Here is a 19,913-nt window from a genome sequence, read left to right on the forward strand (position 1 = left end):
ATGCAGCGTGATACCGGCTGGTACAAGAGCAGCCGCAGCACTGCCGCGAACAACTCTTGCGTGGAAGTCCGCATCACGGACAACACGGTCGCAGTCCGTGACTCCAAGAACCGCAGCGGAGCCACCCTGAACTTCAGCCATCACGCTTGGTCGTCTTTCCTCCAGCGCTTCAAGGAGAAATGATCGTGCGCAACAAAGGCTGGTACAAGAGCAGCCACAGCGCCGCAGCGAGCAACAACTGTGTCGAGGTACGGATCACTGACGAGGCCGTCGGGGTACGTGACTCGAAAGACCGGAGTGGCCCGGCGTTGAGCTTCGAGCGGAAGGCGTGGGCGGCCTTCGTCAAGCGAGTCAGGAACGACTGAGAACCCGGCAAACGCACGTCAGCAAAAGTCCACAGAGAGGGGAGCGCTCGTTCGTGGCCGTTCTGGAGATGGATTACGTGGAGCTGGGCGTGGCGTGGCAGGTGTCGAACCTGCCGGAGCTACCGACTTTGTTCACCTGGCGAAACCACGGCTCGACGCCCGCTGACCCGGAGCGCGCGCTGGACGAGGCCGAGGACCGCCTGCGGGCGCGGGGCCTCATCCGCACCGGCAGCGTCCTCGACGAGGAACTGCGCGCCATCCTGGAGGTCTTCACCGCCGGATCGACCGAGGTGGATCTCCGGTTCGCGCCGGCGCCCGGGACCGAGGTCCGCGCCTGTGTCGCCGCGCGTGGGGACTTCGCCGCCCGCGCCATCCTTCAGAACGACTACGTCCGGGTGGAGAGCATCCCCGCGTACTCGGCGATCGACGCCCTGATCGGCGTGTTGCCAGCCGTTCCCCGCGCTTCCGGACCGGTGATCAGCCTCCCCGAGGCCGACTTCGACGCCGCCGTGGCCGAGGCCGGCGAGAACGCCTCCGACAGCGCGGTCCTCGCCGGCCTGCGGTCCAGGGGCATCTCCTCCGACGACGCACGCACCGCGGTTCGGCTCCTGGGCGGGGAGCGCCGGCTCTACGGGAAGTTCGGTGCCGCAGCGCGTGATCACCTCGGCCGACGCCACCGGAGCACTCAGTCCACCCGGGTCATCGACTCCGCCGAGGGCCGGAGCGCCCTGTACCGCCGGGGCGGTTACCTGGTGATCGCTCCGGCCGATCACGCGCTGCTCGTCAGGGTGGTCCGGGAGTTGCTGGACGAGACCGCCCGAATGACGTAGTGCGAGATCGTCCTCTCTCGTTCTTGGTCTGAGAGCGAATGATCGCGTGTCACGATGAGGAAACACGCGACGTCACACAGTGCTCGCCAGGGGAGGAGCGAACACACATGCCCGCCAACGACCCGGGCTCCGGCGACCTGTCACGCCTGCTGAACCCGCTGTCCACGATCCACACCTGGGTGAACGACGGCGCCGGCGGCGTCCACCAAGCCTCGTTCTCCGTCGACCCCGACCAACTCCCAGTCCTCCGCCAGGGCCTCCAACAGGCCCAGGACAAGCTCATCGCCCTCCGATCGGATGCGTTTGAGCTTCTGGGCATTCCGGCACCGGGAAACGATGAGGTCAGCAGGCGGGCGGTCGAACGTTTCGCCCGCCAAGTCGACGGTCCTGACGGCACTCTTCTCAAGGCCGTCGACGACGGAACGCGGCGACTTCAGGACATCATCGACCAGATCGATGCCCTCACCAAGACCTACCAGCAGGCCGACGACGACTCCCGGATGTGACATGTGATCCACGCACGACGACTCGCCACAGCCGCCGCCTGCACGGCCCTACTGGCTTTGGCCGGCTGCACCAGCAGCATGCCAGGGCAAGCCTCCACTGCCCCAGCCTCTCCAAATCAAACTGGCGCTGCACCCACGTCAACCAACAGCAGCGCGCCGAAGGTAACCAGTCCGAAGAACCTCAAGGCCATCAGCGACGCCTGCCAACTCCTCACACCTCAACAACTGCAAGAACTCGGAGCCAGCGGGCCGCGACCCGACAAATCCCTTTGGGGAGAGGCCAACTGCGCTTGGCGCAACGACAACCTCTATTTGCGACTGTCGCCGGACACTTCCCAAGGACGCGGGCTGAGCGCCGCTTATTCCAATCGCAAGCCAGGCTCCACAGAAACTACTGTCAGTGGGCACCCTGGCCTGCAAGCCGACAAGGACGGCATGAGCTGCGGTGTTTATGTCGGCGTCTCTGATACTCAGGCATTCTTGACCGCAGTCACGATCCTCCGGGATGTCAAGCCCGAGTACAAGGACCGGTGCGCATTCGCCGAGAAGATCGCCGGCATGGTCCTGACCAACCTCCCCCCGGGAAGCTGACCAGGGTGAGGCGTCAAATGCGCGGACTATTGATCATCTCCACGGCACTGATCGCCCAAGGAGTGGTGGGCTGCACCAGCACCACCTCGGGACAAGCCCCCACGTCTTCGCCTCCCCAAAGCAGCGTGGCGGCCAGCACGACGGCAGCCGTCGACGTCGTACCCAAGGTCACCAAGCCGAAGAACCTCAAGGCCATCGCCGACGCATGCCAGCTCCTTAGCCCTCAACAACTCCAGGAACTCGGCGCCAGTCAACCTCGGCCCGATAAATCCCCCTGGGGGGAGGGTACCTGCACTTGGCGCAACGACAACCTCAATGTCCACCTTGCGCCGGACACCACACAGGGCAAGGGGCTAGCCATCGCCTACGCCAACCGGCGTAACAACTCCGAAGCCACCACAGTTAATGGCCATCCCGGACTGCGGTCCGGGAAAGAAAGCATGTCCTGCGGTCTTTGGATCGGCGCTTCGGACACGCAGGCTCTTTCCATCAGCTTGACCGTGCTTCGGGACGTGAAGCCGGAGTACAAGGACCGGTGTGCTTTCGCCGAGAAGGTCGCCGGGATGGTGTTGTCCAACCTGCCGGCAGCAAGCTGATTCGAGCACGACCGAGGGGGTGGGCCCATGTGGCCGTTCGACAGGAAGGTGCCGGGAACTCCCCGCGCGGCCTTCGACCATCAGAGGATCTACGACGAACTGCACGGCGGGGCGGGTACCGGGGGGATGTCCAACGCCGCCGCCGCGTGGCGCGAGCGGGTGGGTGCCAGGTTCAACGAGGTTGACCAGCTCATCACCGAGACGATGAAGAAGGTCAGCCCGATCTGGCAGGGGCAGGCGGCGGAGGCGTTCACGAGCGGCCTGTCGCCCATGGCGCAGTTCGTGCGCGACGCCAAGAGCGTGTCGGAGTCGATGGCGCAGGTGGTGTCCGACCAGACCAACCACTTCACGGCAGTGCGGGACAGCATGCCGGCTCCGGTGAAGGTCACGGCCACCGACAACGTTTTCTCTCGCGGCTGGAATCACCTGTGGGGCGACAAGACCGACGCGGAGAAGCAGGAGGAGGCGGCGCAGCAGAGCTCTGACGCCGCCCGCGCCCTGTACACGCGGTACACGGACAGCACCGAGAGCACGACGACGAATCTCGCGTCGTACCCGGCCGCGCCGAAGGTGACGGTTGAGGCTGGCGACCAGACGACGTCGTCGCACAACAACCGGATCGACTATCCGCAGACGAGCGACCACCGGGGGCGGACCGGCGACGACAACGCCTATCGGCCGGTCGACGCGCGTCCTTTCGGCTCCGAAAGGCCCGTCGAGCCCAGGCCCTTCGAGCAGAACCATTTCCAGGACAATTCTCGCCCGCCCGGTGGTGGGAACACGAACGTCGACCCGCCGCGCGCCCGGCCCCTGCCGGGAGACGATCCCGCTCTGGTCAACAAGCAGTCGATCATCCCGGCGCCTGGTCCGACTCCCCCGCCGCCTCCGCCCGTGTTTCCTCCGGGTGGGCCCGCGCCCGTGGGCGGTCCGCCTCCCGGCTTCGGCCCAGGTCCGTTCCCCGGTCCTCGTCCCGGCCCCGGCGGGTTCGGCCCGCGCGGTGGGTTCCCGGGCGGCGGGTCGGCGAGCGGTGGTTTCGCGGGTGGCCGTCCCGGTGGAGTGGGCGGCGGTCCTGGTGGACCAGGGCAGGGCGGCGGCCCCCTGGGTCGGGGCGGCTTCGCCGGCGCGGGGATGCCGGGGCAGGGCCCGGCGGGTTTCGGTCCGCAGGGCGCGAGCGCGCCGGGTCGCCCCGGGGCGCCCGGAACGGCCGGAGCGCCGGGGATGGCCGGCGGACGCTCGGGTCAGGGCGGCGAGGACGCGGAGCACGAGAACAAGTACGTCCAGCCGACGGACGAGCACTGGGGCGACGGCCGCAAGGTCCCCCCGCCCGTCATCGGCGGATAGCGAACGGCTGGCCTTGTGCGTCGCGCCACGCACAAGGCCAGCCCGCGGTGGTCAGCCCTCGCGGTAGAAGGGGTTGACCACCACGCCCTCGCCGCGCTCGGTGTCGAAGTGGTACACCTCGCGGCCGGAGACGAAGACGCGCATCGCGCGGCTCATCACGTCGAGCGGGTCGCCGGACCACAGCACGACGTCGGCGTCCAGGCCCGGGCGCAGGGCGCCCACCCGGTCGTCGAGGCCCATGATCTCGGCCGGGTTCCGGGTGATGGCCCGCAGCGCCGAGGTGCGGTCCAGGCCGTCCTTCACGGCGAAGGTCGCCTGGTGCACCAGGAAGTTGATCGGCACCACCGGGTGGTCGGTGGTCAGCGCCATCTTCACGCCGGCCCGGTCGAGGATGCCCGGGTTGCGGAAGGTGCGCTGCCGGACCTCGACCTTGGACCGGCCGACGATCAGCGGCCCGGTGATGACCGGGATGCGCTTCTCGGCGATGAGGTCGGCCAGCAGGTGGGCCTCGGTGCCGTGGTTGAGGATCAGCCGGTAGCCGAACTCCTCGGAGAGCCGGATCGCGGTGGCGATGTCGTCGGCGCGGTGCGAGTGCTGGCACCACGGCAACTCGCCGTCGAGCACGCTGGTCAGCGTCTCCATCGTGGTGTCGCGGTCGAACGGCTTGTTCTCGGCGCGGGCGTGGTCGCGCCTGGCCCGGTAGTCCTCGGCCTTGGTCAGCGCGTCGCGGATGATCGCGGCCACGCCGAGCCGGGTGGAGGGCGTCTTGTCCTTGTTGCCGTAGACGCGCTTCGGGTTCTCGCCGAGGGCGCTCTTCACGCTGGTCTCGCGGATCAGCATGTCGTCGACCGTGCGGCCCCAGCACTTCACGGCGACGGTGCGACCGCCGATGGGGTTGCCCGAGCCGGGCTTGACCACCACGGTCGTGACGCCGCCGGCCAGCGCGTCGACGAAGCCGACGTCGGCCGGGTTGATGCCGTCGAGCGCCCGCAGCCGGGCGCCGACCGGGTCAGTCATCTCGTTGGTGTCCTCGCCGGCCCAGCCCTCGCCCTCCTCGCAGACGCCGACGTGGCCGTGGGCCTCCACGAACCCGGGCAGCACCCACTGCCCGGCGGCGTCCACCACCTCGGCGTCGGCCGGGACCGCCACCTCGTCGGCCGGCCCGACGGCGGCGATCCGCCCGTCCTCGACCAGCACCGTGCCGCCCTCGATCGGCTCCCCGTCGACCGGGACGACGTAACCACCAGTGATCGCAAGTCGCATGGTTAGCAACGCTAATGACCGGATGGGGGATGGACAACGGTTCTGGCGATACTTCTCCGTCGCCCTCGGTGGCTTCAGTCGGCTGGAGCAGCCACGAGCTCGGCGATGAGGTCCAGCTCCGCGCCGAGCAGGTCGAGCGCCTCCCCCGTCGACAGCTCGCCCGGGTAGGTGGCCGCCTGCAGGGTCAGCCCGTCGAGGAACACGTGGAGCCGGCGGGCCTGCCGCTCCAGCGACGGGTCCTGGAGCTCGTCGCCGACGACCTCCGGCGGGCGGGCGTCGCAGCGGAACGCGACCGCGAGCCGGCAGATGTGGCGCTCGCCGGCCCAGGCGATGCCTCGCAGGTCGCCCATCGACGCGTCGGTGCGGGCGCGGACCAGGCAGGCCAACCACACGTCGGCCTCGACGCGCCGGTCCGCGTCCAGCGGCAGCATCTCCGCGAGGAGCGCCCGCGCCCGGTCCACGCCGGAGAGGTCCGCCCGGAGGAGCTCCGTGACGCGGGCGCCGACACTGCGCCCCACCGCCTCCGCCGCGAAGCGGAGCAGACCGCGCTGACTGTCGAAGTAGTGCCGCAGACCACCGATCGAGAGACCGGCCTCCTCGGCGATCCGCCGCACGGTGGCCGCCTCGATCCCGTCCCTGCCGATGACCTCCCACACCACGCGGGCGAGTTCCGCGCGCCGCTGGTCGTGGTCGACGAGCTTCGGCATGCCCCCAGTTGTAGCACGCTTGTTCGGTCTCGGTTACCGTACAAACGTGCGGTCAAAGACTTCGACGGTTCCCCGACGGCGGTGGCCAGGGCGCGTCGTCCTCGGCGTGGGGCTGGCGGTGTACGCCGGCTCGGCCCTGGCACTGCTCCTCACCGGCGGCACCGGAGTCCGCTACACGGCTGATCACCAGGGCACCATCCCCATGTGGTTCCGGTGGGTGCCCGCACTCGTCGGCATCGCGCTGGTCCGGCTCGTGCCTCTCCACGAGCGACCCTCCCCCGAGAAGGCACCTGGACGCGGGCTCCGCGTCCAGGCAGTGGTCCTCCTGGCAGCGGCCGCGCTCTTCGCCGTGGGCCTGCGGCTGCTGGGCGGCGGTGAACCCGCGCACACGGCGCTGAAGCTGCTGCTTCTGCTCGGCGTTCCCGCCGTGTTGTTCTGGGTGTCACGCCGTCGACGTGCCTGGAAGCCCGACTTCCCCAAACCCCAGTCCTGGCAGCGCTTCGCGCCGGCCATCCCCGTTCTCGCCTGGTTGCTCATCAGCTACGCGACCCCGCTGGCCGTGCCGGTGAGCGCCGACGCCGCCGCGCTCGGCCCGGCCGTGCTGGTCGCCGTCCTCGTGCTGGGGTTCGCCCTCAACGCCCTCCTGGAGGAGGTCTTCTACCGGCGGTGGCTCCAGACCCGGTGGGAGTTCCTGCTCGGCCGCTGGCCGGCCATCGTCCTGGCGTCGCTGTTCTGGGCGGTCTGGCACATCGGCATCCAGGGCACCGGCCCTCTGGGCGTCGACCTCGCGTCGGTCGTGGTCAACCAGGGCGTCCAGGGCCTGTTCCTCGGTTACCTGTGGAGCAGGTACCGCGAGATGTGGCCGCTCCTCACCGTCCACGGCGCGACCAACGCGCTGCCCCTCCTGATCTCCCTGCTGTGAGGCGGGGTCAGGGCAGCGGACGCAGGCCCCAGCGCGCGGCCACCGTCTCGTCGGGCTCGACCCGCAGCAGGTCCACCCCGGAGTTCAACGCGTCCGGCGGGCAGGTCATCGGCTCGATCGCGATGGCCCGCCCCCGGCCGGGGAAGTGGTTGGCGACGTAGACCTGCACCCAGCGGAAGACCGGCTCGGCCCACAGCTCCACCCCCGTGCCGTCGGGCACGTGCAACGCGTGCCGCACGAGCTGCTCGGGATCGTCGGGCTCCGGGGCGCAGCCCCCGAACGCCGTGTCCAGCCTCAGCCGTCGAAGGGGCTGCCCCGGAGCGCGGAAGTCCTGCTCGGTGCCGCCCACGGGCCGGGCGGGGCCGCTGGGCAGCAGGCGCACATCGACCGGCAGCACGGTGTCGGCGGAAAGCACCAGCACGCAGTCGTCGGTCTCCGCGTGGCCAGCGCGAGGGTAGGGGTGCGCGCCGATCCCGAACGGCACCGCGCGCCGCCCGAGGTTGGTCACCGAGTGCGTGACCTCCAGCCCCTGGTCGGTGAGGGCGTAGCGGACCGAGACCCGCAGCGGGACCGGCCAGCCCGGCTGCACGTTGACCCGGGTGGTCAGGTGCACGGCGTCCTCGGCGCGGTCGGCGAGCAGCCACGAGGCGTGGCGCGTCAGCCCGTGGATGGCGTTGTGCCGCGCGGGTTCGCTGAGCGCGAGCTGCTGGGGCTCGCCGTCGAAGGTCCAGCGGCCGTCGGCGACCCGGTTGGGCCAGGGCATCAGCACCGCGCCCGCCCCGCTGGGCGGCGGCCCGTCGGCGTCGAACGTCTCCAGGTACGGCGTTCCGCCCACCTCGAACACCCGCAGCGTCGCACCGACCTCGGTGACGACGGCGCGGGCGTTGCCGCGTCGGATCTCGAACTGCTCCCCGCTGACGAGCACGTGCCCGAGCGTAGATCGCCTCGGTGGGTGGCGCTCGGGACGACCGGGGCGCCACCCACCTGGTCAGGTCACTCCGCCAGGGCCCCGGCCCTGGTGCGGCCGCGGCGGAGGAACAGGTGGTTCACACCCCACAACGCGAGGCCGACCAACAACAGCACCCCGGCGATCAGGTACTCCTTCCCCGGCCGGCCCGACAGCGGGCTGGCCAGGTAGGCGCAGGTGACCGCGCCGAGGATCGGCACCGCCGTCGGCGTCCGGAAGTGCCGGTGCTCCACCTTCTCCCTGCGCAGCACGAGCACCGCGATGTTGACGATGGTGAAGACGGCCAGCAGCAGCAACGACGTGGTGCCGCCGAGCAGCGCCAGGTCCACAGTGGACACCAGAACGACGGCGATCGCGCTGGTGAACAGGATCGACACCCACGGCGTGCGCCGCAACGGGTGCACCCGGCCGAACTGCCTCGGGATGATCCGCTCGTTGGCCATGCCGTAGACCAGCCGGCTGGCCATCAGCATGTTGATCAGCGCGGAGTTGCTGACCGCGAACAGGCCGATGAACGCGAAGAGCTTGAGCGGGAAGTGCTCCGCCCCGGTCTGCACGACCTTGAGCAACGCCCCGCCGCCCGCGCCCTTGAGCTCGTCCACCGGCACCAACAGCGAGGACGTCAACGCCACCAACAGGTAGATCAACCCCGCGACGCCCATGCCGACGAGCATCGAACGGGGGAAGATCCGCACCGGGTCCTGGCACTCCTCGGCCATGTTCACCGAGTCCTCGAACCCGACCATCGCGAAGAACGCCAGCGAGGTGGCCGAGGTGATCGCGAACAGCGTCGTCTGGCCCTGCGTGTTGAACTCGACCAGCCGGCCGGGATCGCCCTTGCCCTGCGTCAGCGCCAGGAAGCCAACCGCGATCACGATCAGCAGGCCGGTCAGCTCCACGCAGGTGAGCACCACGTTGGCCTTCACCGACTCGCCGACGCCCCGGTAGTTCACCAGCGCGAGCAGCACGATGAACCCGATCGCGATCACCCAGGCCGGCACCGAGACGAACTGCTGCAGGTAGGTGCCGCTGAACGCCTGCGCCGCCGAGGACGCGGAGGTCAGGCCCGAGCTCATCACCGCGAACGCGACCATGAACGTCAGGAACGGGATGCCGAACGCCCGGTTCGTGTACAGCGCCGCGCCAGCCGCTCTCGGGTACTTGCCGACCAGCTCCAGATAACTGAAGGCGGTCAGGAACGCCACCACGAAGGCCAGCAGGAACGGCACCCACAGGGCGCCGCCCACCTTGCCGGCCACCGTCCCGGTGAGGGCGTAGATCCCGGTGCCGAGGATGTCGCCGATCACGAAGAACAGCAGCAGCTTGGGTCCGATCGCGCGCTTCAGCTCGGGCTGCGCGGCCGGACCCGGCGTCGCCCCCGACGCCGTCGTCTCGCTCGCCATGGCAGAGGAGTGTGCCCGGTCACACAACCCGGGCAACAGCCCACCCCTACCCAAGGTCACCAGTCGTTACCGCACGTACAGCACCCGAAGACCTCCCCGCGACCTCCTTCACCCACTCGGCCCACTACCCCCTCACCACTCCGCCGGCCCCGGTCAACACCCAACCGACCCAGCACCCCTCCACCATCCAGCCGCGCTTCCCGCTCCCTGAAGCATCAGAGCTGCTGCCTGAAAATCGTTTATGAGCGGGCTGCGCAGGGGTTGCGATCCTCGCTGGGCTTGAAGGCCCAGCGCTGCCCTGCACGAGCAGGGAGGATCCGCGACAGGGGCGACAAGATCGATGGGTCGGAGCCGGAGGCGGGGCCGACACCGCGGGGTGGAGGTTCGGAACCTCCCGGGGTGTGCGCACGCGCTCGGGGTTCCGAACCTCGGCCCCGGCAGACCCGGGTCGGTGCGGGGGTGGTCAGTCGGCCGTGGCGGCGCGGTAGCGGACGAAGGCGGGGAGGCAGGCTGCGGAGAGCAGCATGAAGACGATGACCAGCACGCCGCCGCCGGCCGACGCCACGGAGGGGCCGACGGCCGCGCCGGCCGCGCCGTGCAGGACGTCCGCGAGGCGGGGGCCGCCGGCCACGACGACGATGAACACGCCCTGCATGCGGCCGCGCATCTCGTCGGTCGCCGCCTCCTGGAGCATCGAGCCGCGGAAGACCATGCTCACGAAGTCGGCGGCTCCGGCGATCGCGAGGCAGAGCACGGCGAGCGGCAGCGTCGGCGCGAGGCCGAAGCCGACCATGGCCAGGCCCCAGGCGCAGACGGCGGCGGTCAGGCCGACGCCGTGCCGGCTGATGCGCGACACCCAGCCGGAGACCAGGCCGAACGCGAGCGCGCCCAGCGGGATCGCGCCGTACAGCCAGCCCAGGGCGCTGCCACCGCCCGGCGGGTCGCCGAAGAGGCTCTGCGCCATCTCCGGGAACAGCGCCCGGGGGCTGCCGAACACCATCGCGATGATGTCGGCGAGGAACGAGGCCAGCAGCACGCCCTGCGTGGCGAGGTACCGGAAGCCGGCGAGCACGTCGCGCAGCCCGGCCCGGCTCGGCGTCTCGCCGAGCGGCGGGAGCGGCGGCATCCGCAGCACGGCCCACAGCACCGCGCTCAGCGCCACCGCGTCGAGCAGGTAGAGCACCGGGAGCCCGAGCACCGGGATCAGCACGCCGGCCAGCAGCGGGCCGACCACCGCGCCGAGCTGCATGACCGTGGAGCTCAGGGCGTTCGCCGCCGGCAGCATCTCGGCGGGCACGAGCCGGGGCACCGAGGCGCTGCGGGCGGGCATGTTCACCGCGGCGAACGCCTGTTGCAGGGCCAGCAACCCGAAGATCACCCACACCGAGCTGTTGCCCACCGCGGCCTGGGCCCACAGCAGCACCGAGGTCAGCGCGATGCCGACGCTGGTGACGAGCATGAGCTTGCGGCGGTCGACCGCGTCGGCGACGGCCCCGCCCCACAGGCCGAACACGACCAGCGGCACGAGCCCGAACAGGCTGGCCAGGCCGACGTACCCGGAGGAGCCGGTGAGGTCGTAGATCTGCTTGGGCACCGCGACGGTGGTGAGCTGGCTGCCCAGGATGGTGACGATGCCGGACAGCCACAGCCGGCGGAACGCCGCGTACCGGAGCGGGCGGGTGTCGATCACGACCCGGGAGGCCAGACCGCGACGCCGCCGGGGCGTCTCGGCTGATTCGGAATCCACCTGCTCGTCGACGCCCCGCCCAGTCACCAGAACAGCCTAAGGAGCGTCACCGCCGCTGGTCACCGCATTTGACAGGACTCACACACGACAAACGCCCATGCGGATCTTTGTCGACATGACGCCCTATTTCGGACGTCATGTCGACAAAACGAGATCAGAAATCGTGTTCGGAATGGCTCACGGAGCCAGGCGCTCGACCCGCCATCCGTCGGCGACGGCCCGGAACCGCAGCCGGTCGTGCATCCGGTCCCGCCGGCCCTGCCAGAACTCGACCACCTCGGGCCGGATGCGCCAGCCGCCCCAGTGCGGGGGCACCGGCACCTTCTCCGCGTCGGCGAACCGGCGCTCGACCGCGGACAGCGCGGCCTCCAGGGCGTGCCGGTCGGCGACGACCCGCGACTGCGGCGAGGCCCACGCCCCGATCTGCGAGCCGCGCGGGCGGCCCTCCCAGTAGGCGGTCGTCTCGGCCGGGTCGACCTTCTCCACCGGCCCCCGCACACTCACCTGCCGCTGCATCCCGAACCACGGGAAGGTGGCCGAGGCGTAGCGGGTGGCCCGCAGGTCGTGGCTCTTCTGCGAGGTGTAGTTGGTGAAGAACACGACGCCGCGCTCGTCGAGGCCCTTGCAGAGCACGGTCCGCGACGACGGCCGGCCCTGCGGGTCGGCGGTGGCCAGCACCATCGCGTTCGGCTCGGCCAGCCCGGCCCCGACGGCCTCGTCCAGCCAGCGCTGGAGCTGCTCGTGCCAGGTCGACGCGAGCGAGGACTCGTCGAGCGAGCCCGCCTCGTAGGACACCCGCATCGCCGGCAACGCGATGTTCCCTTCCGGCATTGGAACTCCCTCCCCGACACCTCGCGGCCCGATCCGGCGCGGGATCGGTCGACCACACACCGTGTCGACGGACCGTACGGGGTGGAACCGGCCCGCCGGAACCGCCCGAGTGGTGATGGCTCAAGCGTCACACGGAATTCGAGGTGCCGTATCGGTTCAGCAATCGGTTCAGAAGGAACATCGGAAGCGAGACAGATCACCCGATGGAATGGCCCGGGACGGCGTAGGCGGACCTGGCACGGGCACCACGGCCATCGCCCCGCGAGCGTCCCGCGCCCGCGGGACGAGCGGCCGCCACTCCCAACTGGCGGCCTCCGCGGGTCCGGGGTCCCGCAAGACGCGCCTCTGTCGCGACCGCGCGCGGGCCGTACCTCGCGAGGTTTGCCGCCACGGGGAAGAGGACTTGTCCCGCTCGTGCGACCTCAGGCGCATGATCACCGCTTGGCGTCGCAACCAGTTACCCGGCGAGACCAGCTTTGTACCGTTCGTGTTAGATCCTCCCCCGTTCGACAAATTTCACCCGTATCGCGGCCACGTGACGTGTACCACGTGGCCGGAGGGGCGAAATGTCCCCGCTGGACGATTGCCGCCAACCGCCGAACGGGTGCAAGGTCTTTCCGACACCGGGAACCAACATCGACGAGCACCCAGTCGTCGATCGAGTCGGGGATGCGGGGAGACCAGGTGGCGTATGACACCGTCCAACAGGACGAGCAGAGCTTCCGACCGGGGTTGGAGGGCGTCGTCGCCTTCCGGACCGAGATCGCCGAACCGGACCGCGACGGTGGCGCCCTGCGCTACCGGGGCGTCGACATCGAGGACCTGGCCGGCAAGGTCACCTTCGGCAACGTGTGGGCCCTGCTCGTCGACGGCCGGTTCGGCCCGGGCCTGCCGCCCGCCGAGCCGTTCCCGATCCCGGTGCACACCGGGGACGTCCGGGTCGACGTGCAGGCCGCGTTGGCCATGCTCGCCCCGATCTGGGGCTACCAGCCGCTGCTCGACATCAGCGACGACGAGGCGCGCGAGCAGCTCGCGCGCGCCGCCGTGATGGCGTTGTCCTACGTCGCCCAGTCGGCGCGCGGCATCGGCCGCGCCGCCGTCCCGCAGCAGCGGATCGACGAGTGCCGCACCATCACCGAGCGGTTCATGACCCGCTGGCGCGGCGAGCCCGACCCCCGGCACGTGCGGGCGATCGACGCCTACTGGGTGTCCGCCGCCGAGCACGGCATGAACGCCTCCACGTTCACCGCCAGGGTGATCGCCTCCACCGGCGCCGACGTCGCGGCCAGCCTGTCCGGCGCCATCGGCGCGATGTCCGGCCCGCTGCACGGCGGGGCGCCGGCCCGCGTCCTGCCGATGATCGAGGAGGTGGAGCGGGTCGGCGACGCGCGCAAGGTCGTCCGCGACATCCTCGACGGCGGGCGCCGGCTCATGGGCTTCGGGCACCGCGTGTACCGCGCCGAGGACCCCAGGGCCAGGGTGCTCCGCCGGACCTGTCAGGAGCTGGGCGCCGGGCGGTACGAGGTCGCGGCGGCGCTGGAGCAGGCGGCGCTGGCCGAGCTGCGGGAGCGCCGGCCGGACCGCGCCATCGAGACGAACGTCGAGTTCTGGGCCGCGGTCATCCTCGACTTCGCCGAGGTGCCGCCGCACATGATGCCGGCGATGTTCACCTGCGCCAGGACCGCGGGCTGGTGCGCGCACATCCTGGAGCAGAAGCGCACCGGGCGGCTCGTGCGCCCGTCCGCGCACTACGTCGGCCCCGGCCCGCGCCGGCCCGAGGACGTCGAGGGCTGGGACACCATCACGCACACCGCCTGACCAGCGAAGGTGGCTCCCCGCGCCACGGCCTCCGCCTGGAAGCGGCCGTGACGCGGGGTTAGCGTGGAACCCATGACGGTGCGCGACGTCACCCACCACGTCGCCCAGGCCCGGCGGTTCGAGCGGGAGGCCGGACGGCGGGGCGCGGACCGCGCGACGCTGCTGCTGGAGGCGGCCGGCGAGTGGCACCTGGCCGGCGAGGTGGACCGGGCCGAGGAGCTGTACCGGCGGGTGGTCGCCGACGGCGGTCCCGAGTCCGCCGTCGGCCGGGCCCTGTACGCCGGGTTCCTGTTCGACCTGGGCCGGGCCGAGCAGGCCAGGGCGCGGCTCGCCGAGCTGTGGGCGGCCCGGCCAGGGGACCCGGACGCCTACGAGTGCGCCGCCGAGGTGCTGGAGGAGGTCGGCGACCTGGCGGCCGCCCTGCGCTGGGCCAACGCCGGGATCGCCCGCTGCTACGGCCCGCTGCGGGAGGTGGACTCCGAGGAGGTGCTCGGCGACCTGGCGTTGCTGGACCTGCTGACGGTGCGCTCGCAGGTCAGGGCCGCGCTCGACCAGCCGCCCGACGACTGGGACGGCGTCGCGGTGCTCGCCAGGGAGGCGCTGGGCGAGCGGTGGGCGGAGCTGACGCGGGAGGCGTCCGAGCGGCGGTCGGTGGAGCAGGTCGCGGTCGTCTACTGGCCGCCGGAGGAGTTCGCCGAGCTGCTCCGGCGGTGGCCGGGCAGCTACCCCGGCCACACCTCGACCGGGGACCCGCACGACGCGCACCGACGCGAGGTGGAGGCGACCCTGCGGCGCGCGGTGGCCGACTCGGCGCCCGCGGCGCACGTCTCGGACGCGCCGCGCTCGACGTTGCTCCTCGCGGTCGGAGCGGTTGACGACTACGCCGACTTCGTCGTCGACAACGACCTGGACCCGACCGCTCCCCGCAGCCGCGCCTGGTACGCGGCCGACCTCGCGCGGCGCGGCAGGACGACCGAGTGGCCGCCCGGCCGCAACGGGACGTGCTGGTGCGGTTCCGAGCGGAAGTACAAGAAGTGTTGCGGCGCCATGACCTTCGGCGCCTGACCAGCCGGCCCGACGACCGGTCGGCCGGCCCCGCCACGGCGACCGGGCCCGACTGGTCGCCCGTCGGCCACCCGGGCGACACCTGGCGGACACCCGGCTGCGACACTGTCGGCCCGGCAACGGCGCCGGCCAGGACCCGCGCACGACCTCGCCCCGGAGGCGCCGCATGACGCAGACGGCCGATCCGACCACGTTGCGGATTCCCGCCGAGTTCCGCCCCGCCGACGGCCGCTTCGGCTGCGGGCCGTCCAAGGTGCGGCCCGACCAGCTGGCCCGACTCGCCGGCGAGGGCGCCGCGCTGATGGGCACCTCGCACCGGCAGAAGCCGGTGAAGTCGCTGGTCGGCCGGGTGCGCGCCGGCCTGCGCGAGCTGTTCTCGCTGCCCGAGGGGTACGAGGTGGTGCTCGGCAACGGCGGCACCACCGCCTTCTGGGACGCCGCCGCGTTCGGCCTGGTCCGCGAGCGGTCGCTGCACCTGGCCTACGGCGAGTTCTCGGCGAAGTTCGCCAAGGTCACCGCCGGGGCCCCGTTCCTCGCCGACCCCGTCGTGGTGAAGGCGGAGCCGGGCGACGCGCCGGAGCCGGTGGCCGGCGAGGGCTGCGACCTGCTGGCGTGGGCGCACAACGAGACCTCCACCGGCGTGATGGTGCCGGTGCGGCGGCCGGAGGGCGCGGGCGACGCGCTGGTCGCCGTCGACGCGACCTCGGGCGCCGGCGGCCTCCCGGTGCGGGCCGAGGACTTCGACGTCTACTACTTCGCGCCGCAGAAGTGCTTCGCGGCCGACGGCGGCCTGTGGATCGCCCTGATGAGCCCGGCCGCGCTGGAGCGGGTGGCCGAGATCGGCCGCTCGGACCGCTGGGCGCCGGAGTTCCTGTCGCTGCCCACGGCGCTGGACAACTCGGTCAAGGACCAGACCTACAACACGCCGGCCGTGGCCACCCTGTTCCTGCTGGCCGACCAGATCGAGTGGATGCTCGGCAACGGCGGCCTGGACTGGTGCGTCGGGCGGACGGCGGAGTCCTCGGCGCGGCTGTACCGGTGGGCCGAGGGCAGCGGGTTCGCCACCCCGTTCGTGACGGACCCGGCCAAGCGGTCGCAGGTCGTGGGCACCATCGACTTCGACGACACGGTGGACGCCGCGACCGTGGCGAAGGTGTTGCGCGCCAACGGGATCGTCGACGTCGAGCCGTACCGCAAGCTGGGCCGCAACCAGCTCCGCGTCGGCATGTTCCCGGCGATCGAGCCGGACGACGTGACCGCGCTGACCGCGTCCGTCGACTGGGTGGTCGAGCACCTGGGTTAGGCGCGCCCCGACTGGCGGTACTCCCCTGGTTTGAGTAGTTCTCACGTTGGCAACACCGGTCGTGGCCGGGCAAGATCACGCCCGGATCGCGATCGGATCGCGGAGCGGTGCGGCGCGCCTTCCCCGTCAAGGGGGCGCGCCGGCCTACCGTCGGACCGGCGAGGTGGAGTCAGTGGGGAGGCCGTGATGCGAGCGCTGCGCGTGGTCGGGCTCGACGAGGACGGCAGGAACGTCATCCTCGAGGACCCGGCGCGTGGCGAACGGTTCACGCTGCCCGCGGACGACCGGCTGCTGGGCGCGGTCCGCGGCGGCCTCGCCCGGACCGACCAGAGCCAGACCGGGACGGAGAGCCCCATGCGCCCCCGTGAGATCCAGGCCCGCATCCGCGCCGGTGAGTCCGTGGTCCAGGTCGCCGAGGTGGCCGGCATGCCGTCGCACCGCGTCGAGCGGTTCGCCTACCCCGTGCTCCTGGAGCGGTCGCGCACCGCCGAGCTGGCGCAGCGGGCGCACCCGGTCCGCGCGGACGGCCCGGACGTGCAGACCCTCGGCGAGGTCGTCGCGCACTCCTTCGGGCTGCGCGGCCAGGACTACTCCCAGGTGAACTGGGACTCCTGGCGGGGCGAGGACGGCAAGTGGGTCGTCCAGCTCCGCTGGACGGCCGGCCGGTCCGACAACAGCGCGCACTGGGTGTACCACCCCGGCGCGCACGGCGGCACGGTGACCGCGTTGGACGAGCACGCCGCCGACCTGATCGACCCGTCCCCGTCCCGTCCGCTCCGGACGGTGCGGCCGGTGACCCCGCTGGCCAGGCAGGCGTTGCGGGTCGAGGAGGACGCGGCCGACGGGCCGGCCGCCGAGGACGCGCCCACAGCGGCGCCGCCGCAGGCGCCGGAGCCCGAGGCGCAGCGCCCGGCCGCCCCGGACCGCGCCGCGCGGGAGCCGGAGCTCCCCGCCGACCGGCCGGAGCAGCCGCCGGCGGCCGCCGGCAAGGGCGAGCCGGAGGGCGACGGCAAGCAGGCCCGGCGCGGGCGGAAGAACCACCCGATCGTTCCCTCGTGGGAGGACGTCCTGCTCGGCGTCCGCACCCAGCGCGGCTGAGCACCCGCTCCGGAAGAGCAGAACGACGAGCGGGGAGGCGTCACCGGACGCCTCCCCGCTCGTCGTGTTTCACCGGAACCCGGGGTCCGCTCAGGAAGCCACAGTCGGCTCCGGGGTGGCCTGGCCGAGCAGCCGCCAGCTCACGTGGGGGTGGTGCCCGTAGCGGGTCGACAGCTCGCGGGCGAGCAGGGTCATTCGCTCGACGGTGCGGTTCCGGTCCAGCGGACCCGCGTCGAGGAACCGGAACGGCATCGGCGCGAGCGCCGCCATCACCCGGTCCTTGGCGTCCTGGTCGTCGCCGGTGACCAGCACGTCGCTGAGCCCCTCCGGGAACTCGGGGCGCTCGAACACGCCCCAGAAGGTGTTCTTGAACGCGCCCACCACGGTGGCCTCCGGCACGGCGGCGGCCAGCACCTCGGCCGCCGAGGTGTCCGGCGACGTCGTGAAGCCGGTGTAGTCCGCGTTGTACGGGTTGGCCATGCTGACCACGATCTTCCCGGCCAGGGCCGCGCGGTGCCGGGACACGAACGGCACCTCGTCCCGGTGCCACAGCGCGAGGAAGACGATGTCGGCGGCGAGCGCGGCCTCGTGGTCGACCGGGGTCGCGCCTAGTTCCGCGGCGCGGGCGGCGATCCGCTCCGGGTCGCGGCTGCCCCACAGCACCGTGTGGTGCGGGGCGAGCTCGGCGACGAGGGCGTCGCCCATCCGACCGCTGCCGAGAACGGCGACCCGCTCAGACACGGGAGACCTCGCTCCGGGTCGGGGTGAACTCGACGATCTCGTAGGTGGCGGCCTGGGACGTCACGAACGGGTCGGTCTCCACCACGGCGACGAGCTCGGCCCGGTCGTTCGCCGTCGCCAGGATGACCCCGCCGGTGCGCGGCTCCCGGGGCCCGGACATCAGGAACCGCCCGGCGTCGTAGTTCCGCTCCAGGTAGGCGCGGTGCTCGGGCAGCAGGCGGTCGATCTCCGCCAACGGCGCCACGTAGTCCAACAGGATCAGGAACACGGTGTCGGTCCTCCCCCGGCGCCGCCGGTGCGGCGCCTTCGGCACCCAGTAGACGACCGCGTCCCGCACCCCGTCCAAGTCCGGTTCCCACTGGCCCGATAGGCCGCGCCTATCGTGGCCGCATGAGCTGGGACCTGCGTCGGCTGTCGTACTTCCGGGCGGTGGCCGAGGAACGGCACTTCGGTCGGGCGGCCGAGCGCCTGCGCATCACGCAGCCCTCGCTGAGCCAGCAGATCAAGGCGCTGGAGCGCGCCGTCGGCGCGCCGCTGCTGGAGCGCTCCCCGCGCGGGGTGTCGCTGACCCCGGCCGGCGAGGTCCTGCTCGACGAGGCCAGGATGTTGCTCAGCCAGGCCGACCACAGCCTGGCGGCCGTGCGGGCGGCGGCCGGGGCGGCGCGCCCGGAGATCCGGGTGGGCCTGCCCGCCGGCGTGGACGCCGCCCTGCTCCGCCGGATCAAGGAGGCCACCGCGGCGCTCGGCGTCCGGGCCGTCGCGGTCTTCCGGGACACCACGACCGCCGCCCAGCCGGACCTCCTCCGCAGGGGCGAGCTGGACCTCGGGCTGCTGCGCGAGCCGGTGGACGCGGACGACCTGCGCCGGCTCCCGGTGGTCACCGAGCCGCTCGGGGTGGTGCTGGACGTCGCCCATCCGCTGGCGGAGCGCGACGAGCTGACCCTGGCCGACCTCGCGGGGCAACGGCTGGCGTGGTTCCCCCGGGAGACCGCCCCCGGCTACCACGACGAGGTGCTGGCGACCTGCCGCGCGCACGGCTGGGACCCCCACACCTGGGCCTGCGAGAGCCGGCGCCACACCTCCTTCGTGGTGCAGCTGACCACGAACGACGACGTGGTCGCGTTGCTCCCGGAGCACGTGGCGCGGCACGAGCCGGAGCTGGCCTGGCGCCCGCTGCGCGGGACGCCGCTCCGCCTGCGCGTCAGCGTGGCATGGCGCAAGGACCTGCCGGACGGCCCCGCGCGCTCCCTGGCCCACGCGCTCGCCCCCGCCGCCGACCAGCCCGTTCTCGACCGCTGAGCTGACGGCGTTACCGGGGCACCAGCGGGCCAGCGGGGCTGACCGGTCCTCGCGCCCGCGCCAGGCGTCGACTCGTGCCGAGCCGCGGATCACCGAGTTTCGGCACGAGCCCCGCCTGTTCGCCGGTCGCCCCGGTCTGCCGGACATCACCGACACGCGCCGCTCTGGCACAACCCCGTCACCAACCAGGCCGTTCCCGACCGCTGACGCCGTGCCGGGGCCGCGCTAGCGGGTCGGGTGGGGCACGGCGTCGAGCCAGGCGAGGTCCACGTCCTCGGTCCGGCACCACCGCTCGGCCTGCTCCCTGTCCAGCGGCTCCACGCCGCTGGGGAGGTGCCGGCCGAGGGTGACCCACCCGTCGGCGGCGAGCACGAGCAACCGCCCCTCGCGGGTGGCGAGCAGGCGGCCGTGCGGGTAGGCCATCGTGCGCGGGGTTCGGTAGTACCGCACGGTCTCGGGTCGCGTCACCCGTCCGATCATGCCCTGCCCGGCCGCCCAGGCCGAGTCCTCGGGACCCCCG

At 72.0% G+C, this 19,913-nt stretch carries 22 protein-coding genes; 13 read left to right on the plus strand and 9 right to left on the minus strand.

The features are described 5' to 3' along the window. From BUE43_RS31005 to BUE43_RS31035, 7 genes are all read left to right on the plus strand, one after another. Entirely contained in the window at window positions 1-183 is a 183-nt protein-coding gene (locus BUE43_RS31005) for a DUF397 domain-containing protein (protein ID WP_073489902.1), read from the plus strand. Beyond that, the gene (locus BUE43_RS31010; RefSeq protein ID WP_073489903.1) at window positions 180-365 is read left to right on the plus strand and encodes a DUF397 domain-containing protein; all 186 of its coding nucleotides are present in this window, start codon (window positions 180-182) and stop codon (window positions 363-365) included. Before BUE43_RS31005 ends, BUE43_RS31010 begins: the two co-directional genes overlap by 4 nt. A gap of 53 nt (window positions 366-418) precedes the next feature. Further along, window positions 419-1,195, plus strand: a complete 777-nt coding sequence (locus BUE43_RS31015; RefSeq protein WP_073489904.1) for an ESX secretion-associated protein EspG — start codon at window positions 419-421, stop codon at window positions 1,193-1,195. Window positions 1,196-1,302: 107 nt separating this feature from the next. Continuing rightward, complete coding sequence (locus tag BUE43_RS31020) at window positions 1,303-1,701, plus strand: hypothetical protein (protein WP_073489905.1); 399 nt, start codon at window positions 1,303-1,305, stop codon at window positions 1,699-1,701. Window positions 1,702-1,704: 3 nt separating this feature from the next. Continuing rightward, window positions 1,705-2,292 carry a DUF3558 domain-containing protein gene (locus BUE43_RS31025; protein WP_073489906.1) on the plus strand — a complete coding sequence of 196 codons (588 nt, stop codon included), beginning with the start codon at window positions 1,705-1,707 and terminating at the stop codon, window positions 2,290-2,292. A 17-nt stretch (window positions 2,293-2,309) separates the two neighbouring features. After that, window positions 2,310-2,888, plus strand: coding sequence for a DUF3558 domain-containing protein (locus BUE43_RS31030; RefSeq protein WP_073489907.1), 579 nt, complete (start codon window positions 2,310-2,312; stop codon window positions 2,886-2,888). Between the two features lie 27 nt (window positions 2,889-2,915). Continuing rightward, on the plus strand, window positions 2,916-4,229 hold the full coding sequence (locus BUE43_RS31035; RefSeq protein ID WP_073489908.1) for a PPE domain-containing protein: 1,314 nt from the start codon (window positions 2,916-2,918) through the stop codon (window positions 4,227-4,229). A 51-nt stretch (window positions 4,230-4,280) separates the two neighbouring features. Here the strand turns inward: BUE43_RS31035 and BUE43_RS31040 are convergent, their stop codons facing one another. Both BUE43_RS31040 and BUE43_RS31045 read right to left on the minus strand, forming a co-directional pair. Continuing rightward, window positions 4,281-5,492 carry an amidohydrolase gene (locus BUE43_RS31040; protein ID WP_073489909.1) on the minus strand — a complete coding sequence of 404 codons (1,212 nt, stop codon included), beginning with the start codon at window positions 5,490-5,492 and terminating at the stop codon, window positions 4,281-4,283. A 74-nt stretch (window positions 5,493-5,566) separates the two neighbouring features. Further along, window positions 5,567-6,199, minus strand: a complete 633-nt coding sequence (locus BUE43_RS31045) for a TetR/AcrR family transcriptional regulator (RefSeq protein WP_073489910.1) — start codon at window positions 6,197-6,199, stop codon at window positions 5,567-5,569. Between the two features lie 46 nt (window positions 6,200-6,245). Between BUE43_RS31045 and BUE43_RS31050 the strand changes: the two genes are divergently transcribed. Further along, the gene (locus tag BUE43_RS31050) at window positions 6,246-7,121 is read left to right on the plus strand and encodes a CPBP family intramembrane glutamic endopeptidase (protein WP_234996019.1); all 876 of its coding nucleotides are present in this window, start codon (window positions 6,246-6,248) and stop codon (window positions 7,119-7,121) included. 7 nt (window positions 7,122-7,128) lie between these two features. On the opposite strand, the gene BUE43_RS31055 is transcribed toward BUE43_RS31050, so the two are convergent. The 4 genes from BUE43_RS31055 to pdxH all read right to left on the minus strand — a co-directional run bounded on the left by BUE43_RS31055 (window position 7,129) and on the right by pdxH (window position 12,069). Continuing rightward, window positions 7,129-8,046 (minus strand): aldose 1-epimerase family protein, encoded by a 918-nt coding sequence (locus BUE43_RS31055; protein WP_073489911.1) that lies wholly within the window; start codon window positions 8,044-8,046, stop codon window positions 7,129-7,131. A 68-nt stretch (window positions 8,047-8,114) separates the two neighbouring features. Continuing rightward, complete coding sequence (locus tag BUE43_RS31060; protein ID WP_073489912.1) at window positions 8,115-9,491, minus strand: APC family permease; 1,377 nt, start codon at window positions 9,489-9,491, stop codon at window positions 8,115-8,117. A gap of 463 nt (window positions 9,492-9,954) precedes the next feature. Next, the gene (locus BUE43_RS31065) at window positions 9,955-11,265 is read right to left on the minus strand and encodes an MFS transporter (RefSeq protein ID WP_407697147.1); all 1,311 of its coding nucleotides are present in this window, start codon (window positions 11,263-11,265) and stop codon (window positions 9,955-9,957) included. A gap of 150 nt (window positions 11,266-11,415) precedes the next feature. After that, window positions 11,416-12,069 (minus strand): pyridoxamine 5'-phosphate oxidase, encoded by a 654-nt coding sequence (gene pdxH, locus BUE43_RS31070; protein WP_073489914.1) that lies wholly within the window; start codon window positions 12,067-12,069, stop codon window positions 11,416-11,418. A 669-nt stretch (window positions 12,070-12,738) separates the two neighbouring features. On the opposite strand from pdxH, the gene BUE43_RS31075 reads away from it, so the two are divergent. The 4 genes from BUE43_RS31075 to sepH all read left to right on the plus strand — a co-directional run bounded on the left by BUE43_RS31075 (window position 12,739) and on the right by sepH (window position 17,353). Further along, window positions 12,739-13,887, plus strand: coding sequence for a citrate synthase 2 (locus BUE43_RS31075; protein WP_073489915.1), 1,149 nt, complete (start codon window positions 12,739-12,741; stop codon window positions 13,885-13,887). A gap of 72 nt (window positions 13,888-13,959) precedes the next feature. Further along, window positions 13,960-14,952: a tetratricopeptide repeat protein gene (locus BUE43_RS31080; protein ID WP_073489916.1), complete on the plus strand. Its 993-nt coding sequence runs from the start codon at window positions 13,960-13,962 to the stop codon at window positions 14,950-14,952. A gap of 166 nt (window positions 14,953-15,118) precedes the next feature. Continuing rightward, window positions 15,119-16,255: a phosphoserine transaminase gene (gene serC / locus BUE43_RS31085; protein ID WP_073489917.1), complete on the plus strand. Its 1,137-nt coding sequence runs from the start codon at window positions 15,119-15,121 to the stop codon at window positions 16,253-16,255. Window positions 16,256-16,441: 186 nt separating this feature from the next. Continuing rightward, on the plus strand, window positions 16,442-17,353 hold the full coding sequence (gene sepH, locus BUE43_RS31090) for a septation protein SepH (protein WP_073489918.1): 912 nt from the start codon (window positions 16,442-16,444) through the stop codon (window positions 17,351-17,353). A gap of 90 nt (window positions 17,354-17,443) precedes the next feature. On the opposite strand, the gene BUE43_RS31095 is transcribed toward sepH, so the two are convergent. Continuing rightward, entirely contained in the window at window positions 17,444-18,094 is a 651-nt protein-coding gene (locus tag BUE43_RS31095) for an NADPH-dependent F420 reductase (protein WP_073489919.1), read from the minus strand. Next, complete coding sequence (locus BUE43_RS31100) at window positions 18,087-18,431, minus strand: YciI family protein (RefSeq protein ID WP_234996026.1); 345 nt, start codon at window positions 18,429-18,431, stop codon at window positions 18,087-18,089. The genes BUE43_RS31095 and BUE43_RS31100 overlap by 8 nt, the downstream gene beginning before the upstream one ends. 53 nt (window positions 18,432-18,484) lie before the next feature. Here BUE43_RS31100 and BUE43_RS31105 point away from each other — a divergent pair, with 53 nt between their 5' ends. Then, a complete protein-coding gene (locus tag BUE43_RS31105; protein WP_073489920.1) occupies window positions 18,485-19,393 on the plus strand; it encodes a LysR family transcriptional regulator in 909 nt (302 codons plus the stop codon). 225 nt (window positions 19,394-19,618) lie between these two features. Here the strand turns inward: BUE43_RS31105 and BUE43_RS31110 are convergent, their stop codons facing one another. Beyond that, complete coding sequence (locus tag BUE43_RS31110) at window positions 19,619-19,861, minus strand: hypothetical protein (protein WP_234996020.1); 243 nt, start codon at window positions 19,859-19,861, stop codon at window positions 19,619-19,621. Between the last annotated feature and the right edge of the window lie 52 nt (window positions 19,862-19,913).

The sequence above is a fragment of the Streptoalloteichus hindustanus genome (genome assembly GCF_900129375.1).
GTDB classification, from domain to species: Bacteria; Actinomycetota; Actinomycetes; order Mycobacteriales; family Pseudonocardiaceae; genus Streptoalloteichus; species Streptoalloteichus hindustanus.

Excerpts from the sequence above, each read along its gene's own strand:
- BUE43_RS31040 (WP_073489909.1), bottom strand. The coding sequence starts at position 5,492 with ATGCGACTTGCGATCACTGGTGGTTACGTCGTCCCGGTCGACGGGGAG.
- sepH (WP_073489918.1), top strand. The coding sequence starts at position 16,442 with ATGCGAGCGCTGCGCGTGGTCGGGCTCGACGAGGACGGCAGGAACGTC.
- BUE43_RS31030 (WP_073489907.1), top strand. The coding sequence starts at position 2,310 with ATGCGCGGACTATTGATCATCTCCACGGCACTGATCGCCCAAGGAGTG.
- BUE43_RS31045 (WP_073489910.1), bottom strand. The coding sequence starts at position 6,199 with ATGCCGAAGCTCGTCGACCACGACCAGCGGCGCGCGGAACTCGCCCGC.
- BUE43_RS31075 (WP_073489915.1), top strand. The coding sequence starts at position 12,739 with ATGCGGGGAGACCAGGTGGCGTATGACACCGTCCAACAGGACGAGCAG.
- BUE43_RS31060 (WP_073489912.1), bottom strand. The coding sequence starts at position 9,491 with ATGGCGAGCGAGACGACGGCGTCGGGGGCGACGCCGGGTCCGGCCGCG.
- pdxH (WP_073489914.1), bottom strand. The coding sequence starts at position 12,069 with ATGCCGGAAGGGAACATCGCGTTGCCGGCGATGCGGGTGTCCTACGAG.
- BUE43_RS31080 (WP_073489916.1), top strand. The coding sequence starts at position 13,960 with ATGACGGTGCGCGACGTCACCCACCACGTCGCCCAGGCCCGGCGGTTC.
- BUE43_RS31010 (WP_073489903.1), top strand. The coding sequence starts at position 180 with ATGATCGTGCGCAACAAAGGCTGGTACAAGAGCAGCCACAGCGCCGCA.
- BUE43_RS31020 (WP_073489905.1), top strand. The coding sequence starts at position 1,303 with ATGCCCGCCAACGACCCGGGCTCCGGCGACCTGTCACGCCTGCTGAAC.
- serC (WP_073489917.1), top strand. The coding sequence starts at position 15,119 with ATGACGCAGACGGCCGATCCGACCACGTTGCGGATTCCCGCCGAGTTC.
- BUE43_RS31035 (WP_073489908.1), top strand. The coding sequence starts at position 2,916 with ATGTGGCCGTTCGACAGGAAGGTGCCGGGAACTCCCCGCGCGGCCTTC.
- BUE43_RS31105 (WP_073489920.1), top strand. The coding sequence starts at position 18,485 with ATGAGCTGGGACCTGCGTCGGCTGTCGTACTTCCGGGCGGTGGCCGAG.
- BUE43_RS31005 (WP_073489902.1), top strand. The coding sequence starts at position 1 with ATGCAGCGTGATACCGGCTGGTACAAGAGCAGCCGCAGCACTGCCGCG.